Origin of the sequence: Rhizobium sp. X9, from assembly GCF_018873185.1 — a bacterium.
GTDB classification, from domain to species: domain Bacteria; phylum Pseudomonadota; class Alphaproteobacteria; order Rhizobiales; family Rhizobiaceae; genus Agrobacterium; species Agrobacterium oryzihabitans.
On sequence record NZ_CP071311.1, the window covers coordinates 56,186 to 75,860 of the forward strand.

The 19,675-nt window shown below is 58.3% G+C and carries 14 protein-coding genes, 1 tRNA gene and 2 pseudogenes; 8 read left to right on the top strand and 9 right to left on the bottom strand.

The genetic code is table 11. The features are described from left to right. Positions 1–42 precede the first annotated feature (42 nt). Positions 43–927 (bottom strand): acetylglutamate kinase, encoded by an 885-nt coding sequence (gene argB, locus JZY08_RS00280; RefSeq protein WP_003493597.1) that lies wholly within the window; start codon positions 925–927, stop codon positions 43–45. A 360-nt stretch (positions 928–1,287) separates the two neighbouring features. Between argB and JZY08_RS00285 the strand changes: the two genes are divergently transcribed. Then, the gene (locus tag JZY08_RS00285) at positions 1,288–1,665 is read left to right on the top strand and encodes a hypothetical protein (protein WP_137037008.1); all 378 of its coding nucleotides are present in this window, start codon (positions 1,288–1,290) and stop codon (positions 1,663–1,665) included. Between the two features lie 14 nt (positions 1,666–1,679). On the opposite strand, the gene yihA is transcribed toward JZY08_RS00285, so the two are convergent. From yihA to rpmH, 4 genes are read right to left on the bottom strand one after another with little or no spacing between them, the layout of a single operon-like run. After that, on the bottom strand, positions 1,680–2,333 hold the full coding sequence (gene yihA / locus JZY08_RS00290; protein ID WP_003493602.1) for a ribosome biogenesis GTP-binding protein YihA/YsxC: 654 nt from the start codon (positions 2,331–2,333) through the stop codon (positions 1,680–1,682). Beyond that, entirely contained in the window at positions 2,330–4,132 is a 1,803-nt protein-coding gene (gene yidC, locus JZY08_RS00295) for a membrane protein insertase YidC (protein ID WP_137037010.1), read from the bottom strand. Before yidC ends, yihA begins: the two co-directional genes overlap by 4 nt. Continuing rightward, a complete protein-coding gene (gene rnpA, locus JZY08_RS00300) occupies positions 4,132–4,515 on the bottom strand; it encodes a ribonuclease P protein component (RefSeq protein ID WP_003493608.1) in 384 nt (127 codons plus the stop codon). Before rnpA ends, yidC begins: the two co-directional genes overlap by 1 nt. 36 nt (positions 4,516–4,551) lie before the next feature. Further along, complete coding sequence (gene rpmH / locus JZY08_RS00305; RefSeq protein ID WP_003493611.1) at positions 4,552–4,689, bottom strand: 50S ribosomal protein L34; 138 nt, start codon at positions 4,687–4,689, stop codon at positions 4,552–4,554. 351 nt (positions 4,690–5,040) lie between these two features. On the opposite strand from rpmH, the gene JZY08_RS00310 reads away from it, so the two are divergent. The 4 genes and pseudogenes from JZY08_RS00310 to JZY08_RS27765 all read left to right on the top strand — a co-directional run. Beyond that, entirely contained in the window at positions 5,041–7,068 is a 2,028-nt protein-coding gene (locus JZY08_RS00310) for a methyl-accepting chemotaxis protein (RefSeq protein ID WP_035241537.1), read from the top strand. 255 nt (positions 7,069–7,323) lie between these two features. Then, on the top strand, positions 7,324–8,742 hold the full coding sequence (locus JZY08_RS00315) for a HAMP domain-containing sensor histidine kinase (protein WP_035241540.1): 1,419 nt from the start codon (positions 7,324–7,326) through the stop codon (positions 8,740–8,742). A 217-nt stretch (positions 8,743–8,959) separates the two neighbouring features. Further along, positions 8,960–9,036, top strand: a tRNA-Arg gene (locus tag JZY08_RS00320). Positions 9,037–9,123: 87 nt separating this feature from the next. Then, positions 9,124–10,371: pseudogene (locus tag JZY08_RS27765) on the top strand (tyrosine-type recombinase/integrase); the annotation flags it as partial. A 260-nt stretch (positions 10,372–10,631) separates the two neighbouring features. Here the strand turns inward: JZY08_RS27765 and JZY08_RS00330 are convergent. Further along, positions 10,632–12,263: a hypothetical protein gene (locus JZY08_RS00330; RefSeq protein WP_216330611.1), complete on the bottom strand. Its 1,632-nt coding sequence runs from the start codon at positions 12,261–12,263 to the stop codon at positions 10,632–10,634. 297 nt (positions 12,264–12,560) lie between these two features. Here JZY08_RS00330 and JZY08_RS00335 point away from each other — a divergent pair, with 297 nt between their 5' ends. After that, complete coding sequence (locus JZY08_RS00335) at positions 12,561–13,727, top strand: IS110 family transposase (protein ID WP_072495381.1); 1,167 nt, start codon at positions 12,561–12,563, stop codon at positions 13,725–13,727. A gap of 132 nt (positions 13,728–13,859) precedes the next feature. On the opposite strand, the gene istB is transcribed toward JZY08_RS00335, so the two are convergent. Both istB and istA read right to left on the bottom strand, forming a co-directional pair. Beyond that, complete coding sequence (gene istB / locus JZY08_RS00340) at positions 13,860–14,765, bottom strand: IS21-like element helper ATPase IstB (RefSeq protein ID WP_246669768.1); 906 nt, start codon at positions 14,763–14,765, stop codon at positions 13,860–13,862. After that, positions 14,707–16,266, bottom strand: a pseudogene (gene istA / locus JZY08_RS00345) (IS21 family transposase). The gene istB and the pseudogene istA overlap by 59 nt, the downstream one beginning before the upstream one ends. Positions 16,267–16,330: 64 nt before the next feature. Between istA and JZY08_RS00350 the strand changes: the two are divergent. Continuing rightward, complete coding sequence (locus JZY08_RS00350; protein ID WP_216330612.1) at positions 16,331–17,458, top strand: hypothetical protein; 1,128 nt, start codon at positions 16,331–16,333, stop codon at positions 17,456–17,458. 62 nt (positions 17,459–17,520) lie between these two features. Here the strand turns inward: JZY08_RS00350 and JZY08_RS00355 are convergent, their stop codons facing one another. Further along, positions 17,521–17,847: a hypothetical protein gene (locus JZY08_RS00355; RefSeq protein ID WP_216330613.1), complete on the bottom strand. Its 327-nt coding sequence runs from the start codon at positions 17,845–17,847 to the stop codon at positions 17,521–17,523. 824 nt (positions 17,848–18,671) lie between these two features. On the opposite strand from JZY08_RS00355, the gene JZY08_RS00360 reads away from it, so the two are divergent. Further along, positions 18,672–19,484 (top strand): class I SAM-dependent methyltransferase, encoded by an 813-nt coding sequence (locus JZY08_RS00360; protein ID WP_216330614.1) that lies wholly within the window; start codon positions 18,672–18,674, stop codon positions 19,482–19,484. Positions 19,485–19,675 lie beyond the last annotated feature (191 nt).

Sequence of the window (19,675 nt, forward strand, 5' to 3'; positions counted from 1 at the left end):
GCCTGTGGCGGACAGGCTCGCCCATCCGCCACATGAGCTCTATCAGGGCACGATAAGCGTGCCGGCGCCTTCCGTGAAGATTTCCAGAAGGACGGAATGGGCGGTCTTGCCATTGAGGATCACCACGCCCTGAACGCCGGCCTTGATGGCCTCGATGCAGGTCTCGACCTTCGGGATCATGCCGCCGGAAATTGTGCCGTCCTTGATAAGCGCGCGCGCCTGGGAGACCGTCAGCTCCTTGATGAGTTCCTTGTTCTTGTCGAGCACACCGGGCACATCGGTGAGGAACAGGAGGCGGGTGGCGTTGAGCGCACCGGCAATGGCGCCGGCAAAGGTGTCGGCATTGATATTGTAGGTGGCACCGTCGCGACCGGGAGCGACGGGAGCGATGACCGGGATCATCTCCGACTTGGCGAGCAGGTCGAGCAGGGTCCGGTCGACTTCGACCACTTCACCGACAAAGCCGAGATCGAGAACACGCTCGATATTGCTGTCTGGATCGATCACGGTCTTTTTCGCCTTTTCGGCGAAGACCATGTTGCCGTCCTTGCCGCAAAGGCCGATGGCCCATTCGCCCGTCTGGTTGATGAGCGCGACGATCTCCTTGTTGATGGAGCCGGCCAGAACCATCTCGACGATCTCGACGGTCTTGGCGTCGGTGACGCGCAGGCCGCTTTCGAACTTCGATTCGATGCCCATCTTCGTCAGCATCGCACCGATCTGCGGGCCGCCGCCGTGCACGACGATGGGATTGATGCCGGACTGCTTCAACAGGGCGATATCTTCCGCGAAAGCCTTTCCGAGTGTCGAATCCCCCATGGCGTGGCCACCGTATTTTACAACGATGGTCTTGTTCTCGTATTTCTGCATGAAGGGCAGAGCCTGTGCGAGCAGCCGCGCCTGAGTTTCGCTTTCGGAAGCAGTCATCTAAAAACCTCGGTCTGTGGTTGCGGCCCTGAAGAGCCTTTCATCGCTCTACAGCATCGGCGCAAAAATCGGAATCGATTTTTGCAGTGCAGGATGCACGGATTGGCCATGTCCAAGCGTTGGCAAGGACAGGTGAATGTCAGCTTTCGACGAATGAAATAACCTCCGGGCCATATTGTGTCGGCCCGTAGTAAAATTCCGCTTTTGGCCGCTTCAGAGCGCGTAATAAGATTGACATAAAGCAGCAATCGGACCAGCCTTGTGGGGAGCAGGGGAGGGGTTATTCAGCAGGGCGACTGCAAAGTCGTGATGCGTCGCGAAAGCGATTCTGGCCTGAACGACCGAGGAGTTTGAAGACCTATGACGGCACCGGATCGAGACAAGCAAAGCGGTTTGCGGGACGAAGTGCTCGCTGGCGAATATGTGCTGGGTGCCCTGCCGCCGGAAAGCATGGCGGAGCTTGCAAAGCGGATCAAGCGCGACCGTCAGTTCGCTGCCATGGTCAGGCGCTGGCGCGACAATCTGGCGGAAACCGAATATCGCGAAAGGGCGACCGTCGCCGCGCTGCTTGATCGGGATCCGGCCCGATCCGGTCTGCCCTTCAAGGCCCAGCCGCTGCGCAATGGCAGCATGTTCACCGCCATGGTGTCTGAGGTCTGGCATTCCGTGCGCTTCTGGCGTCTTCTGGCATTGACGGCGATGCTCTGGACCGCCGTCCTGCTTTTCACGATCGCCTGAAGGCCTGCGGCCTTTTAGAGAGAAACCGTTCGTACGATTTCCGCGCGCAGGCTATCGAGCCCGAAGGATTTTTCCGAGGACGTGGCGAGAACTTCCGGATAGGCGGCAGGGCGCTTGCGGATTTTCTCCAACGTTTCGTTGATCAGCCGGGGAACGCCGACATCCTTGATCTTGTCTGTCTTCGTCAGCACGACCTGATAGGAAACGGCCGCCTTGTCGAGCAGGCTCAGAACCTCCTCGTCGTTCTTTTTTATGCCGTGGCGGGAATCGATCAGCACATAAACGCGTTTCAGCGTCGCACGGCCGCGCAGATAATCGAAGACGAGCTTCGTCCAGGCATCGACATGATCCTTGGGCGCCTGCGCATAACCGTAGCCCGGCATGTCGACCAGCGCCATCGGGGGCAGGTCGCCTGCTTCACCGGAATAACCTTCGGGAACGAAGTAGTTCAGTTCCTGCGTGCGTCCGGGCGTGTTGGACGTGCGGGCAAGTCCCTTGTGGCCCACCAGCGCATTGATGAGCGAGGACTTGCCAACATTCGAACGTCCAGCGAAGGCAATCTCCGGCGGGCCTTCGGGCGGCAGGAACTTCATTGCGGGAACGCCGCGAATGAATATCCAGGGTCGCCCGAAAAGGGGCTTTTCGGTTGCCGTGCCGGTGTCACTCATTTCGATTGCACCGGCTTTCGCTTGAACAGCCCTTTGAGATTATCGAACAGTTCGATCTTGGCACCGTGACGCTTCATGATGAGGGCCTGCTGCGAGATCGACAGCGTGTTGTTCCATGCCCAGTAGATAACCAGACCGGCCGGGAAGGAAGCCAGCATGAAGGTGAAGATCAGCGGCATCCAGGTGAAAATCATCGCCTGTGTCGGATCGGGCGGCGTCGGGTTCATGCGCATCTGCAGGAACATCGTGATGCCCATGACCAGCGGCCAGACACCGATCATCAGGAAGTGCGGCACGTCATAGGGCAGAAGGCCGAACAGGTTGAACAGCGACGTCGGATCGGGCGCGGAAAGGTCGTGAATCCAGCCGAAGAACGGTGCATGCCGCATTTCGATGGTGACGTAGATGACCTTGTAGAGCGCGAAGAAGACCGGAATCTGGAGCAGCATCGGCCAGCAGCCGGCAACCGGGTTGATCTTCTCTTCCTTGTAGAGCTGCATCATCGCCTGCTGCATGGCCATGCGGTCATCGCCATGCTTGGCCTTCAGCTCCTCCATCTTCGGCTGCACGCGCTTCATGTTCGCCATGGAAGCATATTGCTTGCTGGCGAGCGGGAAGAAGAGAGCCTTGACGACGATGGTGGTGAGCAGGATGGCCACGCCGAAATTGCCAAAATAACGGAAGAAGAAATCCATCATTTTGAACATCGGCTTGGTGATGAAGTAGAACCAGCCCCAGTCGATGAGAAGGTCGAACTTCGGAATGGAATATTCGGTCTCGTAGCGGTCAACCAGCGGCACTTCCTTCGCACCGGCGAAGACAAGGCTCTTCATCTCGATGGACTGGCCGGGTTCGACCGTCATCGGATCGCTCTTGAAATCGGCCTGATAGCTCGGCTGATTGCCCTGTATATGCGAATAGCGTGTTTCGAACGGCGTCGTCTGCGGCGGAACGATGGCCGCTGCCCAATATTTGTCGGTGATGCCGAGCCAGCCGCCGGTCGCCTTGGCAACCGTTACCGGTGCTTCCTCGACATCCTTGTACTTCTCTTCCGTCAGGCTGCCATCGCTGCCCGAGACGCCGAGAAAACCTTCATGGATGACGAAGACCGGGGGAACCGCCGGCTTGTTGTTGCGTGTCACGCGGCCATAGGTGGCGAACGAGATCGCCGCCTGCCCGGGGTTCTCGACCTTGTCGGCGACCGAGATCATGTAGTGATCGTCGATCGAAACCGTACGGGAGAAAATCACGCCCTTGGCATTGGTATAGGTGAGGGTAACCGGCGTGGTTTCCGTCAGCTTGTCACCGCTTGCCAGCGTCCAGACGGTCGTCGGACCGGGAACGCCGCCGACTTCCTGTGCAGCGACATAACCGAGTTCGGTGAAGTAACCGTCCTTGGTGTCGGAGGGCGAGAACAGTGTGATGATCGGGCTCGAGTCATCGACGGTCTCATGGTAGTCCTTGAGCCGGATGTCGTCGAAGCGGGCGCCGGTCAGATTGATCGAGCCGGCAATGGCGTTGGTGTCGATGGCAACGCGCTGGGTCTTTGCGATCGCTTCTTCCCGCGTCGCCGTAGCGGCGGCCTGCGGGGAGGATGCGGGCGGTGCGCCTTCCACGGCCACGCCGGGTGCTGCACCCGGTGCCGGCTGTTGCTGCGTCGTCTGCTGCTGCTGCGCCTGGCGGGCCTCTTCGGCGCGACGCTGCTGCTCGATGCGCGGATTCATGTACAGGAATTGCCAGGCTAGGACGATGACAACCGATAGGGCTATCGCGATGAAGTAATTGCGGTTCTTTTCCATCATTCTTTCCTGGAGCGGGTCTCCTGGGACCGTTTCGGTTTCGCCGTTCCTTCAATTCGCTCGATAAGGAGAGACTGAATTTTCGGGAAGGCCGTATCGAGCACATCCCTGCGGGCGACAATCACATAGTCATGGCCGGGCTTCATTGCGGCCCCGGCAGAAAGCCTGACGGCTTCCCTGAGACGGCGGCGCATGCGATTTCGCTCGACCGCGTTGCCTTGTCTTTTCGTTACGGTAAAACCGACCCGAGGTTCGGCCTCCGGGGTCTTCCGGTCAAGCACTTCCAGAAGAAAGGTGCTCCCCCGCCGTTTTTCCCCCGCCTGAACGGCAAGGAACTCCGACCGGTTTTTAAGCCGGCCGGGTCGTTTTTTTGTCTCACTCACGTGCCCGCGACTTTCATCGGGCCACAGAGGCGGCAATTAAGCCGACAGACGTGCGCGGCCGCGCGCACGGCGGGCTGCGAGAACCTTGCGGCCGCCGGCGGTAGCCATGCGGGCACGGAAACCATGACGACGCTTGCGAACAAGCTTGGACGGTTGGTAGGTACGCTTCGACATTTATTTAATACCGCGGTGTGCGGCCCTTCTTGAATTTGCAACTATTTGCAAGAGCGTTTCGTTTTTTGCACGGCTAACCCCGCCTGGGCGAGCTTTCAATGGCCGAGCGTGCGCGGCTTATAAGGGCATAGGCCGAACAAAGTCAATTGCCGAAGGGGTTTTCGCGCTTCACCTTTTGCGGAAAACGCACGGCCATGTCCCTCGCTGGCCGCCAATAGGGGGCGATTCCTACGCGCAATCGGTAAAATCCGAAATTCTTTCTTAACGCGGCATTGATAAATGTTGTGATGCGAAAAGTTATGCCAGCTTCCCATTTTTATCACGCGGCTGGCTTTTGTTGGGGGAACGAAGTTGAGAATTCGCGGTCGTATTAATCTTCTTGTCGGGCTGATGAGCCTTGTGGCCTGTACCATTGGCGGGCTGTCCATATACGCGGTCAGCGAATTTCAGGTGCGCACGATCGGATACGAAAAGGCAGCGGAACGCGCCTATAAGGGCGAGGCGCTCAACCGTCTTGTCACCGCGGTCGTTATGGAGGCGCGCGGTGTCTACGCTGCGCCCGATATCGAAAAGGCGGCGCCTTTTGCCGACGGCATCGTGAAAAACCTCGACGCCATGGAAAAGCTGATCGCGACATGGACACCTCTCGTTCCGGCGGAACAGAAGGCGGCCTTCGACAATCTTTCCAGTCGCTTCAAGGAGTTCAAGGCCTTCCGCCTGGAAACCGCGCGGCTTGCCCGCGAAGCCGGCCCGCAGGCCGCCAACCAGCAGGGCAACAACGAGGCGAACCGGGCCAACCGCAAAGCCTATCAGGCCGAAATCGATGCCGTCGTGAAGAATGACATCGCCGGGCTTGAGGCCGTCAGAGCCGGCATAGACGATTTTGTAACAACCACCTTCTGGCTTGTCATCATCGTCACGGGCAGCGGCATATTGGCCGGTGCGGCGTTTGGTCTCTATATCGGAACGCGGCAGCTGAGCGCGCCGATCCGCAAGGTTTCAGAGGTTATGAACGCCGTTGCGGACGGAAATCTGGACGCAGATGTGCCTTATCTCGGCCAGAATGATGAAATCGGCGAAATGGCAGCGGCAGTCGAGGTCTTCAAGAAGAATGGCCGCGAAGTTCGCCGCATGAATGCCCAGGAAGCCGCCATGCGCGCCAAGAGCGATGACCTGCAGGCCGGCATGGCCGTCGTCGTCGACGCGGCAGCGGGGGGCGATTTCAGCCGCCGCATCAGCAAGGATTATGGTGACGAAAACCTCAATCGTTTCGCGGCGACCATCAATGCCCTGCTCACCGGGGTGGACAATGGCGTCTCCGAGACCAGCCGCGTCATCGAAGGTCTGGCGCGGGGCGATCTGACTGAAAAGATGGACGGCGATTTCCGCGGTGTCTTTGCCGAACTCCAGGCGAACGTGAACGAGACGCTGGCCAAGCTGCGCGAAACGATGCGGGAAGTGCGCAGCAGCACGGAAGGCATCAGCGGCAACGCCAACGAACTGCGCTCGGCGGCCGATGACCTGTCCAAGCGGACGGAACAACAGGCGGCTGCGCTCGAGGAAACCTCCGCTGCGCTGGACGAGATCACCGCCGTCGTTCGCAATTCGACCGATCGCGCGCAGGAAGCCAGCACCATGGTGGCCGAGACCAAGCAGAAGACGGAGGAATCCGCCAATGTCGTGCGCGATGCCGTCTCCGCCATGGATCGCATCGAGCATGCGTCGCGCGAAATCAGCCAGATCATCAATGTCATTGACGAGATCGCCTTCCAGACCAACCTTCTGGCGCTGAATGCGGGCGTCGAGGCGGCCCGTGCGGGCGAGGCGGGCAAAGGTTTTGCTGTCGTCGCGCAGGAAGTGCGTGAACTGGCGCAACGCTCGGCGACGGCCGCCAAGGACATCAAGGCGCTGATCACCAAATCCGGTGAAGAAGTCGGCCGGGGCGTATCGCTGGTGCAAAGAACCGGCAGCGCGTTGAGCGAGATCGAGACGCGTGTTCTGGCAATCAACGATCACATCCATTCGATCGCTACTGCTGCGCGGGAACAGTCCACCGGGCTGCACGAAGTAAACACGGCAATCAACCAGATGGACCAGGTGACGCAGCGTAATGCCGCCATGGTCGAGGAGACATCGGCCGCAACCCACAAGCTGAGCGGCGAGGCGGAGCATCTTGTGACGCTGGTCTCGCGCTTCAAGGTGGGCGTTGAAGACGTTCACGTCCGGCCCCGCACGGAACAGCCGATGCGGCCCATGGCGGTTTCCGCCAGAACAGCGCCGGTGACCTCCCCGGCGCGCAAATTGATGAACAGCGTTGGCCGCGCCCTCAATGCCCAGTCGGCCGCCGCACCGGCACAGGGAGACTGGCAGGAGTTCTGAGTGGACCCGGTTCACCGGTTCTCGCCAGACTAGCTCCGTTTCGAACGCCGCCCGCCCGGGCGGCGTTTGTTTTTCGTGCGATGAAAACGTTTGTTTTGCAGCGCATTGGAAAAAAATCAGTTAGGTCCTATTATTATACGTGCATATAAACCGAGCCGTTCAACCGAAGCGGCGGCGCGCATACAGGATCAGGGCCCGGTGTTTTCTAAAGGCGTAGACAGCTTGGACCGCACGGAGGACAATCCGGTGCACTGCATGCCGGGATTGACCGCAGGTCTTTCGGGGCGCCTGCTGTTGCTGACGGTCATTTTCGTGATGATCGCCGAGGTGCTGATCTTCGTGCCCTCGGTCGCCAACATGCGCCTTTCCTGGCTGCGCGATCGGCTGAACACGGCCGCCGCTGCCGGCGCGGTGATTGACGGCCTGCAGGCGGAATTGCCGCGAAGCGTGCAGAACGACACGCTGATGGCGACCGGCGCGAAGCTCATTGCACTGCGCAAGGACGGCACCTCGCGCCTCCTCGCCGTGGCCGAAACGCCGCCTGGGGTGGATGAGCAATATGATCTTTCCGATGTCTCGCAGCTGGCGGCGGTGCGGGATGCCTTCTCCACATTGCTGTTCGGCGGCAACCGCGTCATCCGGGTTTTCGACGTTGTCGGTGACAGCGACACCATCATCGAACTGGTGCTGGGCGAAAACAAGCTGCGGGCAGCTATGCTTGCCTATGCCCGAAACGTTTTCCTGATTTCCATCGTCCTGTCGCTGATCACCGCCGGGCTCATTTTCGTCTCCATCAACCGCATCATGATCCGGCCCATCCGTCGCCTGACACTCGGCATGCAGCATTTCTCCGAAGACCCCGGCAATCCGGAGCGGATTTTCGTGGCCGAGGACGGAACCGATGAACTGGCGGTTGCGGGCCGGCACCTGGCCGACATGCAGACCGAATTGCAGAAAACGCTCAGGCAGCAGAAGAACCTCGTGGATCTCGGCCTCGCCGTCTCGAAGATCAACCATGACATGCGCAACATCCTGTCATCCGCGCAGCTGATGTCTGACCGCCTGGTGGACGCAAAGGACCCGATGGTCAGAAGTTTCGCGCCAAAACTGCTGCGCACCATCGACCGCGCAGTGGCCTATACGGGCGAAGTTCTGGCCTATGGGCAGGCGACGGAGGGCGCGCCGAAACGCAAGACGGTGCATTTAAGCCTTCTGGTGCGGGATGTGCGTGACATTCTGGCGCTCGAGCCGGAAAGCGGTATCGAGTTTCAGGACAGCGTGCCCACCGATCTGACGGTCGATGCGGATGCCGAGCAGCTGTTCCGGGTGATCCACAATCTCTGTCGCAATGCCGTTCAGGCTCTGCAATCGGATGTCGCCAACGCGGCACCCCGCTATCTTTCGATCTCGGCCCAGAGGGCCGGCAGCGTTGTCAGCATCGTCATAGATGACAACGGACCGGGAATGCCGCGCAAGGCAAAAGAGAACCTGTTCTCCGCTTTCAGGGGCTCGGCCCGTTCCGGCGGCACCGGCCTCGGCCTCGTCATTGCGCGGGAACTGGTGCTTGCCCATGGCGGCACGATCGCGCTTGTTGAGAAGCCCGGTCCGGGGACCCAGTTCCGCATAGAGATCGCCGACCGTGCAGCCTCCGTACACGCGGCAAGAACCGCCTGAACATCGCACTCCGGGGCAGGCTGATGCGATCGCCGCATCAGCGTGAATATGGACGAGCAGGAGCGCCATTAAAACAGGCTCCATGGAATTTCTTTTATAATCAATATGATACGTGAATTGCTGCGGAAAAATGACAATTTCGAAACGAAATCGCTTGCAATCGGAATGAGGACGTTTTAGAGGATCGCCACGCCACCGGAAACGACCGGAACGGCACGCACCCGTAGCTCAGCTGGATAGAGCACCAGACTACGAATCTGGGGGTCAGGAGTTCGAATCTCTTCGGGTGCGCCATTTCTCTTCTGAAAACCGTTAAGTCCCAATAGTTTCAAGGCTTTCATAATCTTTCCGGTCCACAAACGGATCCACGGAAGGTACACAATGGGGCTTGCCTTGAAGCATATCGTCATCACCAAAGCGGGGACGTTCCACTATCGACGCAGGATGCCGAAGGATGTTTCGGCGGTCGTCGGGAAGAGTGAGTTCAAGCGTCTTTTAGGTGAAACTCAACGCGAAGCCCTGCGAAACTATCCCAAGGTCAATGCCGAATTTGAGCGGGTGGTCATCGAGGCGCGGAAGAGTGCGCCCGGTTCCGCTGGAGACATGACAGCACTTGAGGCGCACCGTCTAGCGGAACTGAGGGCCGCTGAACTGGCTGACATGCGGGTTTATATCGGGGGGCGGGAGTTGACCGGAGCCGATCAGGAAGCCGCTGATGTGGTTCGTGAGAGCGCGTTGTCTCGGGGTGTCAGCGATCCTGTTGAGCGTCAGGCCGTAAATCTGCTGGCGAACAAGGGGAAACTTCCTCGTCCTGTCCCGACTATTGAAGACGCTAAGAGGCTCTACCTCAAAGAGAAGGTCAAGGACGACATAAACGAAGACAAGCGAACGCTCCGGCTTGAGCGTGTCATGGGCATCCTGTCTCATGCTGTCGAGGCAAATAGGCCGCTTGACAAGCTGACACGCGATGAAGCCCGTGAAGTTCGGGACCACATGCTCCGCGACCTCGACATGAAGCCGAATACAGTGAAGAGATACATCGCTGATATTCGCTCTATGGTGAACCTCGGCCTCCGCGAGAACGACATGAGCAATGTCGGAAACCCATTCAACGGCCTTACCGTCAAGAAGGAGACGTTGGCCGTGGATGAGCGGCATCCGATCCCGGAGGACATGCTTCCCGCACTCAATGGCGCGATGGCAACCCATGCGGGGCCTGACCTGTGGCAACTATGGCGGATGCTTGAGGGGACTGGATGCAGGTTGGCGGAAGTCGCCGCGCTGTTGGTTGACGACGTGAAGCTGGACGCCGCTATACCGTACCTAGACGTTGGTTTCCGGGAGCATAGGCGGGTCAAGAACCAAGGGTCGGCTCGTCGGGTGCCGTTGATAGGTGACGCCTTGAAAGCTGCCAGAGAAGCAGTGGAGGCCGCTGGAGAGGGCCCTTATCTCTTTGAACAATACGCCGGTGTCCTGAAAACCAAGGGCGGCAAGGGCAGAGGAAAGAAGGATGCAACTCACGCCTCCAATGCGCTGATGAAGCATATTCGCAAGGTGACGACCGATCCCAAGATCACTGTCCATTCCTTGCGGCATACGATGGAGGATAGGTTGATCCGGGCGCGGGTTGATGAGTTCGACCGCAATCTTGTCCTCGGCCATTCCAGCGGCGGCATGAGTGAGCGGTATGGGGGCCCGGACGCGAGACTTGAGGCTTCCCTAGCGGCGCTCAAGGCGGCTATGGGTCTTCCGACAGGGCCCTAAACTCAACGATGAAGATCGCTTGCGGGCCTGACCTCGATACGCCTTGCAAATCGGCGGTCGAAGTAGGCTCCTTTTGAGAGCGAAAGCGCGACGCCCCGCCAGTCTCCCGGCGAGGCCCCTTTCTATCAGCGGATCATATCACCAGAGAACCCGAGATTGCGGGCATTGTCCTCGGCTTGCTTCCGAAGTGCCCGGTTCCGCTTCTCGGCTCGTTCGGCGGGCGTCAACCTGATCTTCTCGGCATCCCTCGCCAGTCGCTCATCAAGGTTTCGCTGGAGCCTGTCCGCAATACCTTCGGCAAGAGATTTCGACAGCTTCTGACGCTTGGGGACTTGATCCCTCCACCACTGAATGCGATCTCGGTCTTCCGTGATCGAGGCGTCGTATTGAGCCCTGAGTTCGGCCCGTTCGGCGTCTCGCGACAGGGCAAGCTTTCTAACCTGCTCCTCCTGCTCTGCACGGCGCTGTTCTCGATGCGCCTCCAAAGACTGAGGAGTGATCGGGCTGTCGACATTGACCGGCATACCCCCATGCGACTTGCTGCCGATATACCAACGGCCCTCGCTGCCGTCCGCGAAGATGAACAAGTCGCTTTCGTCCCTGATGCCGTACCGCTTTGCTATCTCCGGGAACCGTTTGGAAAGCTCCTGTCGCATTAGCTCTGGAAAATCGTCGGGTAGATCGCGGTGATCAGGAACAAGAACCCCATTGATCGGCACCGCTGAGTCGAGAATGTCGGCCTCAAGGGTGTCTTTTATCTCCCGTTCCGTGGCCCCATTCGCGGACATGCTGGCGATGCGGGACAGGATTGGCTGTCGGTTCCATGACCGGGCATCCAATCCAAGCCCTCGCAAGGTCTTATCCGCAAGCCGGTCGGCGTCGGCTATCGGGATCATGTTTCTTGCCTTCAAGTTTTCCGGCTGAGCCGTGACATGCGCGGCATAAAGCAGTGCATCGTCTTCCGTCATCCTGCGATTGGACACCGCGTTGTCGTAAGTTTCCAAGAACTCCCTTGACTTCGCATCGGTCAGGAACGTGGACAGGTAAGCCGGATTGACGGCTTTGAGGTCGCGATAGAGCTTTGCACTGTCCTTGAGATAGGCTGTAACCTCTCCTTTCTGGAGCAACGTGTCGGCGGTGGCGCGACCCGCGATCCCGTTCAGGGTGTTGATCCACGCCCGATTGTCGATCTTGTTGCCAGCATACCAATCCACCCGGAGGCGGTTGACTTGCGCCCGAGCGGCTTCTGGATCGGTGCCCTTAGAGACAAGCTCTTCCTGCATCGTTTCGAAATCGCTTTCCCTCATTTCAATGACCGCATCAATTTGCTGCTGCCGGGTCACGGTCCTCGTTCCTTCCCCGGATGCGCTAGAAATCTCTATATCCCGAAGCTTGTTGATGCCGCCCATCCGGGACATTGCCCCATAAGCTTGAGCATAGACGCGATCTTCTTCCTGTTCGGACGCGGCCCGGACCTGACGCTTTTGCTGAGCGGCTTGCCACTTCGCCTCCGCTGAAACGCGATTGTTGGTGGACGTGCTGACCATGTTCGAAAGCTCGACATCGGTATATAGACCGGAGCCCTTCCGCTTGTCTGCTTCGGCTTGGGTAAATGCGCCCTGTGCGACCAAGGCGTCATCCGCAACGAAGCTGTCGAGTCCATTCTTCCGGGCCTCTTTCCGGCGCATGTCGCTGGCCTGATCCATGAGGCGGATCGCCTTGTCGGTATAACCCGCAATCTTGACTAGGGGCGGCATCGTGCGTCCATCTGCACCCGTTCTCGTCCCCTCAAGCAACGCCCTTGCTACCTCGTCGTTACCCTTCAAGGTGTCAATCGGCGTCGTAACGGGACCCCTTATCGGCTCCCAAAAGGGACCCCTGCCTCTAGTTGCATCGGGTCAGCGCGCGTAGGCCCGGGGCTCTCCATTTAGCGCAAGGGCCTGCGGGCGCGGGTTGTTTGTCTTTTCGGCTTTAGATCCCATGAGGAGTGAACAGCGGCCGCCGCTCTGGCAGAGTGAGGTTGCATCTAAACACTCGCTCAGGAGGAGCAGTTTATGGAACCTGCATCCATTCAACCGACCGCTGTCCGCATCGATCTTGGCGCAATTTTTGTGTCATTGGAACTGAGCCGATCGACCTGGTTGATCACTTCGTTGTCGCCAGGCAGCGGCGAGAAGATGTCGAAGCATGTAGTGGCCGGTGGCAATGTAGCCGAGTTGCTGGAACGATTTGAGCAGCTACAGCAGAAGGCGCGATTGAGAACAGGGAAATTATTTCCCATCGTAACGATCCAGGAGGCAGGATTGGACGGCTTCTGGATACACCGCGTGCTGGAGGCTCACGGCATCGAGAGTTACGTCGTCGACGCAGCTTCGATCGCGACTTCCCGTCGACGTCGGCGTGCTAAGACCGACAAGATCGATGGAGAGGCTCTGACGCGCACATTGCTCGCGTTCAAGCGCGGCGAGCCACGCGTATGTGCGATGGTCAGAGCGCCAGATCCGAGTGACGAAGATCGGCGTCGGATTTGCCGGGAACGCAAAGTTTTGATTGCTGAGCGGGTCAGGCATGTCAATCGCGTGAAGGGGCTACTCTTTACTCAAGGCGTCAGCGGCTATCAGCCGCTCCGTAAAGATCGCCGTCAGCGGCTGGAGGAGCTTCAGACTGGAGATGGGCGTGAGTTACCGAAACACTTGAAGGCTCAAATCAATCGGGAACTCGACCGTCTCGAGTTGCTGCTAGAGCAGATCGCTGCAGTGGAGAGCGAGCGTAATTCTCTTCTATCGATGGAGGACCAGCCAGCGGTTGAGGCAACCTCGCCCGCAGCGATGCTGCTGTCCTTGAAGGGTGTTGGCGCTGAATTTGCCGCCGTTCTTTGGACCGAAGCCCTGTCCCGGCATTTTGATAATAGGCGGCAGATTGCCGCCTATGCCGGTTTGACACCAACCCCATGGATGAGCGGGACCATCGACCACGAGCAGGGTGTCTCAAAGGCAGGGAACCCTCGGCTGCGCACTACGATGATCCAACTATCGTGGCTGTGGCTACGCAATCAGCCAGCATCAGCGCTCAGCCGTTGGTTTGTGGATCGGGTTCAGTCGAATGGTGGACGCTTAAAGAAAGCCGCGATAGTTGCCTTGGCGCGCAAACTCCTTATCGCACTGTGGAAATTTGTCACTGCGGGTGTTCTCATCGAGGGGGCTGTCATGAAGACCGCCTGACAACCAAAAAATTGCCGAACACACAATCTTCCAGGACTGATCACTCCTGGCGGATCCAGGTGAGCGAACCGCCTCGAAGTCGGGCTTCAAATGCCGCGCTTTAGATTGGTCCCGTTCTCCTGAGCCTTGCCGCTACGCAAGCGGGATAATGGTGCTGCCGGACAAAACGGCGACCGTATGTGAGTTTGAACCGGTGAAGGAAACGTGCCGCGTCAAGCAAGGTGGCTCAGACCATGGGTTCGATACGAAATCGAAGGGGCACGCTATGAAACGATGATTGATCTTGACGACGAAATCCTCATGTGAGCTTTGAGAGCGGTTTTTAAAGCGCCAGGATTCGTTCCCGGTTTCCACGATCTCGCAATGGTGGGTGAGCCTGTCGAGCAGAGCGGCGGTCATCTTGGCGTCGCCGAATACGGCCGGCCACTCGCCGAAGGCCAGGTTCGTCGTGACGATGATGGACGTCCGCTCGTAGAGCCTGCTGATGAGGTGGAAGAGGAGCTGGCCGCCCGCCTGGGCAAATGGGAGATAGCCCAGTTCGTCCATGATGACGAAGTCGAGCCTGGTGATGAAGTCGGCCAGCCGTCCCTGTTTGCCGCTACGTGCCTCCGTCTCGAGCCGATTGACGAGGTCGACGACGTTGAAGAAGCGGCCGCGTGCGCCATTGCGGATCAGAGCACGAGCAAGGGCGATGGACAGGTGAGACTTTCCCGTGCCGGTTCCGCCGACCAGAACGATATTGTGCTGCTCGGCGAGGAAGGCCCCGGTTGCGAGTTGGCGCACCAGGCCTTCGTTGACCGGCGTGTCGGTGAAGTCGAAGTCGTCGATGTCCTTGGCCAGCGGCAGTTTGGCGACGGTGATTTGGTATTTGATGGAGCGCGCTTGCTTCTCGGCGATCTCCGACTGAAGCAGGTCACCGACGATGCGCGGCGGTTCGTGCTGTCGCTTGATGCCGGAGGCCATGATCTCGTCATAGGCGCTACGCATGCCGAACAGCTTCAGCGTGCCCATCATGTCGAGGATTTGGGATCGTTCCATATCAGCTTGCCCTCCTCAGGCTGTCGTAACGGGCGCAGTCGGCCAGAGGCTCATGGGTCAGGCGAAGCGCATCGGGGATGGAAAGGATGGCGGCCGGCTGCGGATCACGCTTGCGGGCCAGAATGTTGATGATGACGGCGGCCGAGAACACGCCCTGATCGATCGCCTCCTGGCAGGCCGCTTCGACGGCGGGGAGCCCGTCCAGGCCCACGCATTCGAGGATCGACACCATCTGCCGGTCGCCGTCATGCATTGCCTTCAGCCGGCGGCGCACCTTCTCCATGGCGGCGGGCAAAACCCAGTCGTGGAACGGCGCACCGTTGCGCAGTGCTCCCGGTTTGCGGGTCAGGACCGGCACGTAATGCCAGGGATTATAGATCGTCTCGCCACGGCCGAAGCAGCGATCGTGTTGGCCGATTTCCACGCCATCCTGCCGGATGACGATGCGATCTGCATAGGCATGTATCTCGGCAGGGCGGCCGACTGCCGTAGACAGTACCGAGTATTTGTTGTTGTCGAAACGCACGAGGCAGGTCTTGCCGATCGAGGCCTGCACAGCGTGGAAGCCGTCGAATTTGCCGGGATAGCCGACCAGGTGCGGCCGCTCCGCATCGAACACCTCCCAGATCGTGCGCTCCGTCTGATCGACGTGCTTATGAGCGCGGGCGTAACTGATGCACTTGTCCAGCAACCAGCCATTCAGTTCATCGTAGGATTTGAAGCGCAGTCGCGGCGTGAAGAAGCGTTCGCGCACCAGATTGACCTGGTTCTCGACCTGGCCTTTCTCCCACCCCGACGCCGGCGTGCAGGCCACCGGTTCGATCAGGTAATGGCTGCACATCTGTAGGAAGCGGCGATTGTATTGCCGTTCCTTGCCGACGAAGACCGTCTCCACCGCGGTCTTCATATTATCATAGATGCCGCGCGTGCAGGCCCCGCCGAAGAAAGCGAACGCCCTGTCATGGGCGTCGAAGACCATCTCTTGCGTCTCGCGCGGATAGGCTCTCACATACATCATCCGGCTGTGGCAGAGCCGGATATGCGCAACCTTCACCGTCGTCGTCACGCCGTTCAGCACGACAATCTCGTGGCTCCAGTCGAACTGGTAGGCCTCGCCCGGCGCGTAATAGAGCGGCACATAGGCTTGCGCCGTCACGGACCCGCGCTCCTTCGCCCATGTTCGGGCGTAACGCCGGACTGTGTCGTAACCGCCCTCGTAGCCGAGGTCGCGCAAGTCCTCGAATATCCGGATCAGTGTCAGCCGTTCGCGAGAAGATTTGGCCTCATTGGCGAGGAGCATTCCATCGAGCTGACCGCGCCAGGGGCCGAGCTTCGGCTGAGGTTGACGGGTCCGTTCGTATTTGAACTCCGTCTCATCGGTGCGCAAAACCTTCCGCACCACTTTCCGCGATATGCCCAACTCCCGGCAGATCGCCTTGATCGACTTGCCCTGAACATGGGCTAGCCGCCGTATCTTCAGAATTGTTTCCACAATAAGCATCCGAACAAAAAGCCTCCGATGAAACCGGAGGCTGTTGTAACCCCATTGCAGATGGGGGTCCCGTTTGGACGCCGATCACCCCATGTGCGGGGTCCTTATTCCATGCCTAATCACATATTACGAACTGATCGTCGCGGGTGCGCTTCTTCGTGCGGGTTTCCGGCTAGAGCTGGAAGATGAGGCCGACAACACCACAAAGCATTGTGAGTTCTCTGCGATCTCGAAAACCACGGGGCAAAAATACTGGGTAGAGGCAAAGATGCGGGCCGTTGAGGGTGTCTTGGGCAAGACCAATCACGACGGCGCAAAGCCCTCCGACCGCGATGCCACGCGCAACCTAACGGCCCATTTGAACGGCGCTCTAAGCAAGCCAGCGGCAGACAAGAGGTTAATATTCATCGATCTGAACGCGGAGATACGCGACGGGGACGCGATGCCCGATTGGTTCGAAAAAGCAATAAAACGGTTGGACGCACGGGAAAGAGATTTGAAGGCACATGAGACGGCATATGTCTTTGTGACAAATCTCCCATTCCACCGCTATCTGGATGAAACGCATATCGCTCGTCACGCCCTAGCTTATGGCCTCGGCATTCCAGATTTCAGCAAGCCGACACCGCGCACCCTAAGAGAAGCGTATCGCCTAAAGCGAAAGCATATCGACGGCTACGAGATCATGGATGCCCTTCGCGAGTATCCGGTCTTTCCTGACACTTTCGACGGTTCGCTCCGGTCGGACGCGAGCGGCCTAAACATCAAAGTGGGTGAAACGTATCAGTTTACTGACATAGGAGACAACGGCGGGACCATCGCAACCGTGACCGCTGGTGCAGTGGATGAAGTTGCAGGTGAGGCAATGATAGGAGTAACGACACTTGACGGTAAAAATTTGATCCTGCGGCAACCGCTTACCCCGGAACAACTAGAGGACTATAAACGGTACGGTTCGTTGTTTCTTGGTGAGGAAAACCGCAACGGGAGCGGCATAGAAGACCCCCTAGAATTCTTTGAATGGCTACTGAAAACCTACTCAAAGACGCCGAAGGAAAAGCTGCTAGACTTTATGTCAGGCGACCCCAACAGCGCCGCCTTGGCCGTCCTGCCCCAATCCGACTTAGCGGAAATCTATTGCGAGCGGTTGGTCCTGAACTTTTTAATGCAGCATGATCCAGCTAAGTTGCGCTCGTCGTAAAAACTGCTTTCGGAGTTGCGCACATGATGGGATACCTTGCGGCTTCGTGCGTAACCACTAAACTAATCCATTGTGCGATAGTCCCGCGACCAATAGGCAGGGCGAGGATGGGGATCGAAGCCTTCCAGCGGCGTGGAAAGCGCGTAATGGCCGATAATATTCTGTCGGGAGAACGGTGTGACAATAATGCGTCCGCTAGGTGCTTTCTTAAGGCGCCAAAGCAATGCGACGGGCGGGAGGCCCTTTCCCGGAAATTCTGCATTGCCGAAGTCGAGATAGACCGGGCACGGGGAAGATACCCAGTCATCCACCAATCCGAAACGGCGTAGAGGAAGACGCCAGCCGATTGCATCCCCATAGTCTGGAATGTTTGCGGCGAGCAACCCCATGAACCGTCCCAAGTCTTTCCCGTTTTTCGATCCGTCTACTATCCACACCATATCCCCATAGAAGATTTCTCGGGACCGCCTTTCGTGGAAAGGGAGGTGTGAGTGCTGGAACTCCAGCACGGTCCCGCTCGGCGTCCTTACGTCAGCAATATGGACCTCCCCATCACTGCTCACGAACCTCACTTCTTGGCAATCTTGTGGGAACGCGTTTTTCCAATCACGATGCCACTGGGTTTCCCTCTCCCACCACGGGTCGCAGTTGGCAGTTCGATGAGCCCAGTGATGAACTCGCTGCTGACCGCATTTCGGTGTCATAGGCAGACCACATGCCTGACATAGCCCTTTAAGCCCCGGCTTAGCTTCGTGTCGGTCCCCGTCAACCATCGCAAATTTCATCAATCTCTCCCACTTCAAAGTCGAATGAGAGTGAGGACGGTAAACTGTCAAGCCGCATACGATCTATCAACTGTTGCGCTTAATAGAATTGCACATTAGCATTGGTCGCTGCGGTCCACATTCAGGGCTGCATGAGGTCCACACAAACACATCGAACCAAAGACTGGAAGCTTATTAAGCAATTGAAATATCTTGGTAATTTACGGATTTCTAATGGGCGTAAGTTTGATGCGAAACGCTCTTCGGGTGCGCCATTTCTCTTCCCTTAAAAATAAAATGATACGCTCCGTGCGCTCCATGATTTTATCATGCGCTTGAGACCGGCATCCTTGTCGCTGTCTTGAAAGCCGGCAAGGCGGAACAGATTCCCGAACCTCCCCAATATGTGTTAAAGTCCCCGGGTCATTGGATGACCTCAGGTGAAAGCCATGCTGGAAACGGACAAGGTATTTGCCGGCTCCATTCCGGAAAACTACGACCGCTACATGGTGCCGTTGATTTTCGAGCCGTTCGCCCGTGATCTGGCACGGCGTGCGGCGTCATTGATGCCGATCGATGTTCTGGAGATCGCCGCAGGCACCGGGGTCGTCACCCGTGAGCTGGCACCTAAACTGCCGCCCGCCGCACACTATGTCGTGACCGACCTCAACCAGCCGATGCTTGATTTCGCCGCGGCGCGACAGACGCCTGACAATCGCATTCATTGGCGTCAGGCAGATGCCCAGGTGCTGCCATTTGAGAATGCGGCGTTCGACCTTGTCTTCTGCCAGTTCGGCGCGATGTTTTTCACCGACCGCCTTGCCGCCTACCGCGAAGCAAGGAGAGTGCTGAAACCCGGCGGACATTATTTATTCAACGTGTGGGATCGCATCGAAGAAAATCACTTCGCAGATGACGTAACGAATGCCCTTGCGCGCCTGTTTCCAGACGATCCGCCACGCTTCATGGCCCGCACCCCGCACGGCTATCACGATACGGCCTTGATTTGCAGCGAGCTGGAAAGTGCCGGTTTTTCCCGCGTGGTGATTGAGACGATAGCAGCACAAAGCCGTGCATCGTCACCGCGCATTCCCGCCGTCGCCTATTGTCGCGGAACTGTTCTTCGAACTGAAATCGAAACGAGAGCGCCGGGAAAGCTCGACGCGGCGACAGACTGCGCCGCATCTGCGATTGAAGCAAGGCATGGCAGCGGTGAGGTTGCCGCCAAAATTCAGGCCCATGTGATTCTGGCTGCCGCTTGAAACAACGGCGCCGCGGGCGCAGCGAAGGCCGGTGAATAGGCCTCATATCCGGACATGAGAGACCACCCCCTCATATTAGTGGTTTTTTATGAAGGTCGATATCGCGGGGCTTGCCGACGAGCCGAGATTGCCGGGCCTTCCGGTGTCACCGAACTTTCCGCAAACCTTCGTCATATTGTCATACAATATAA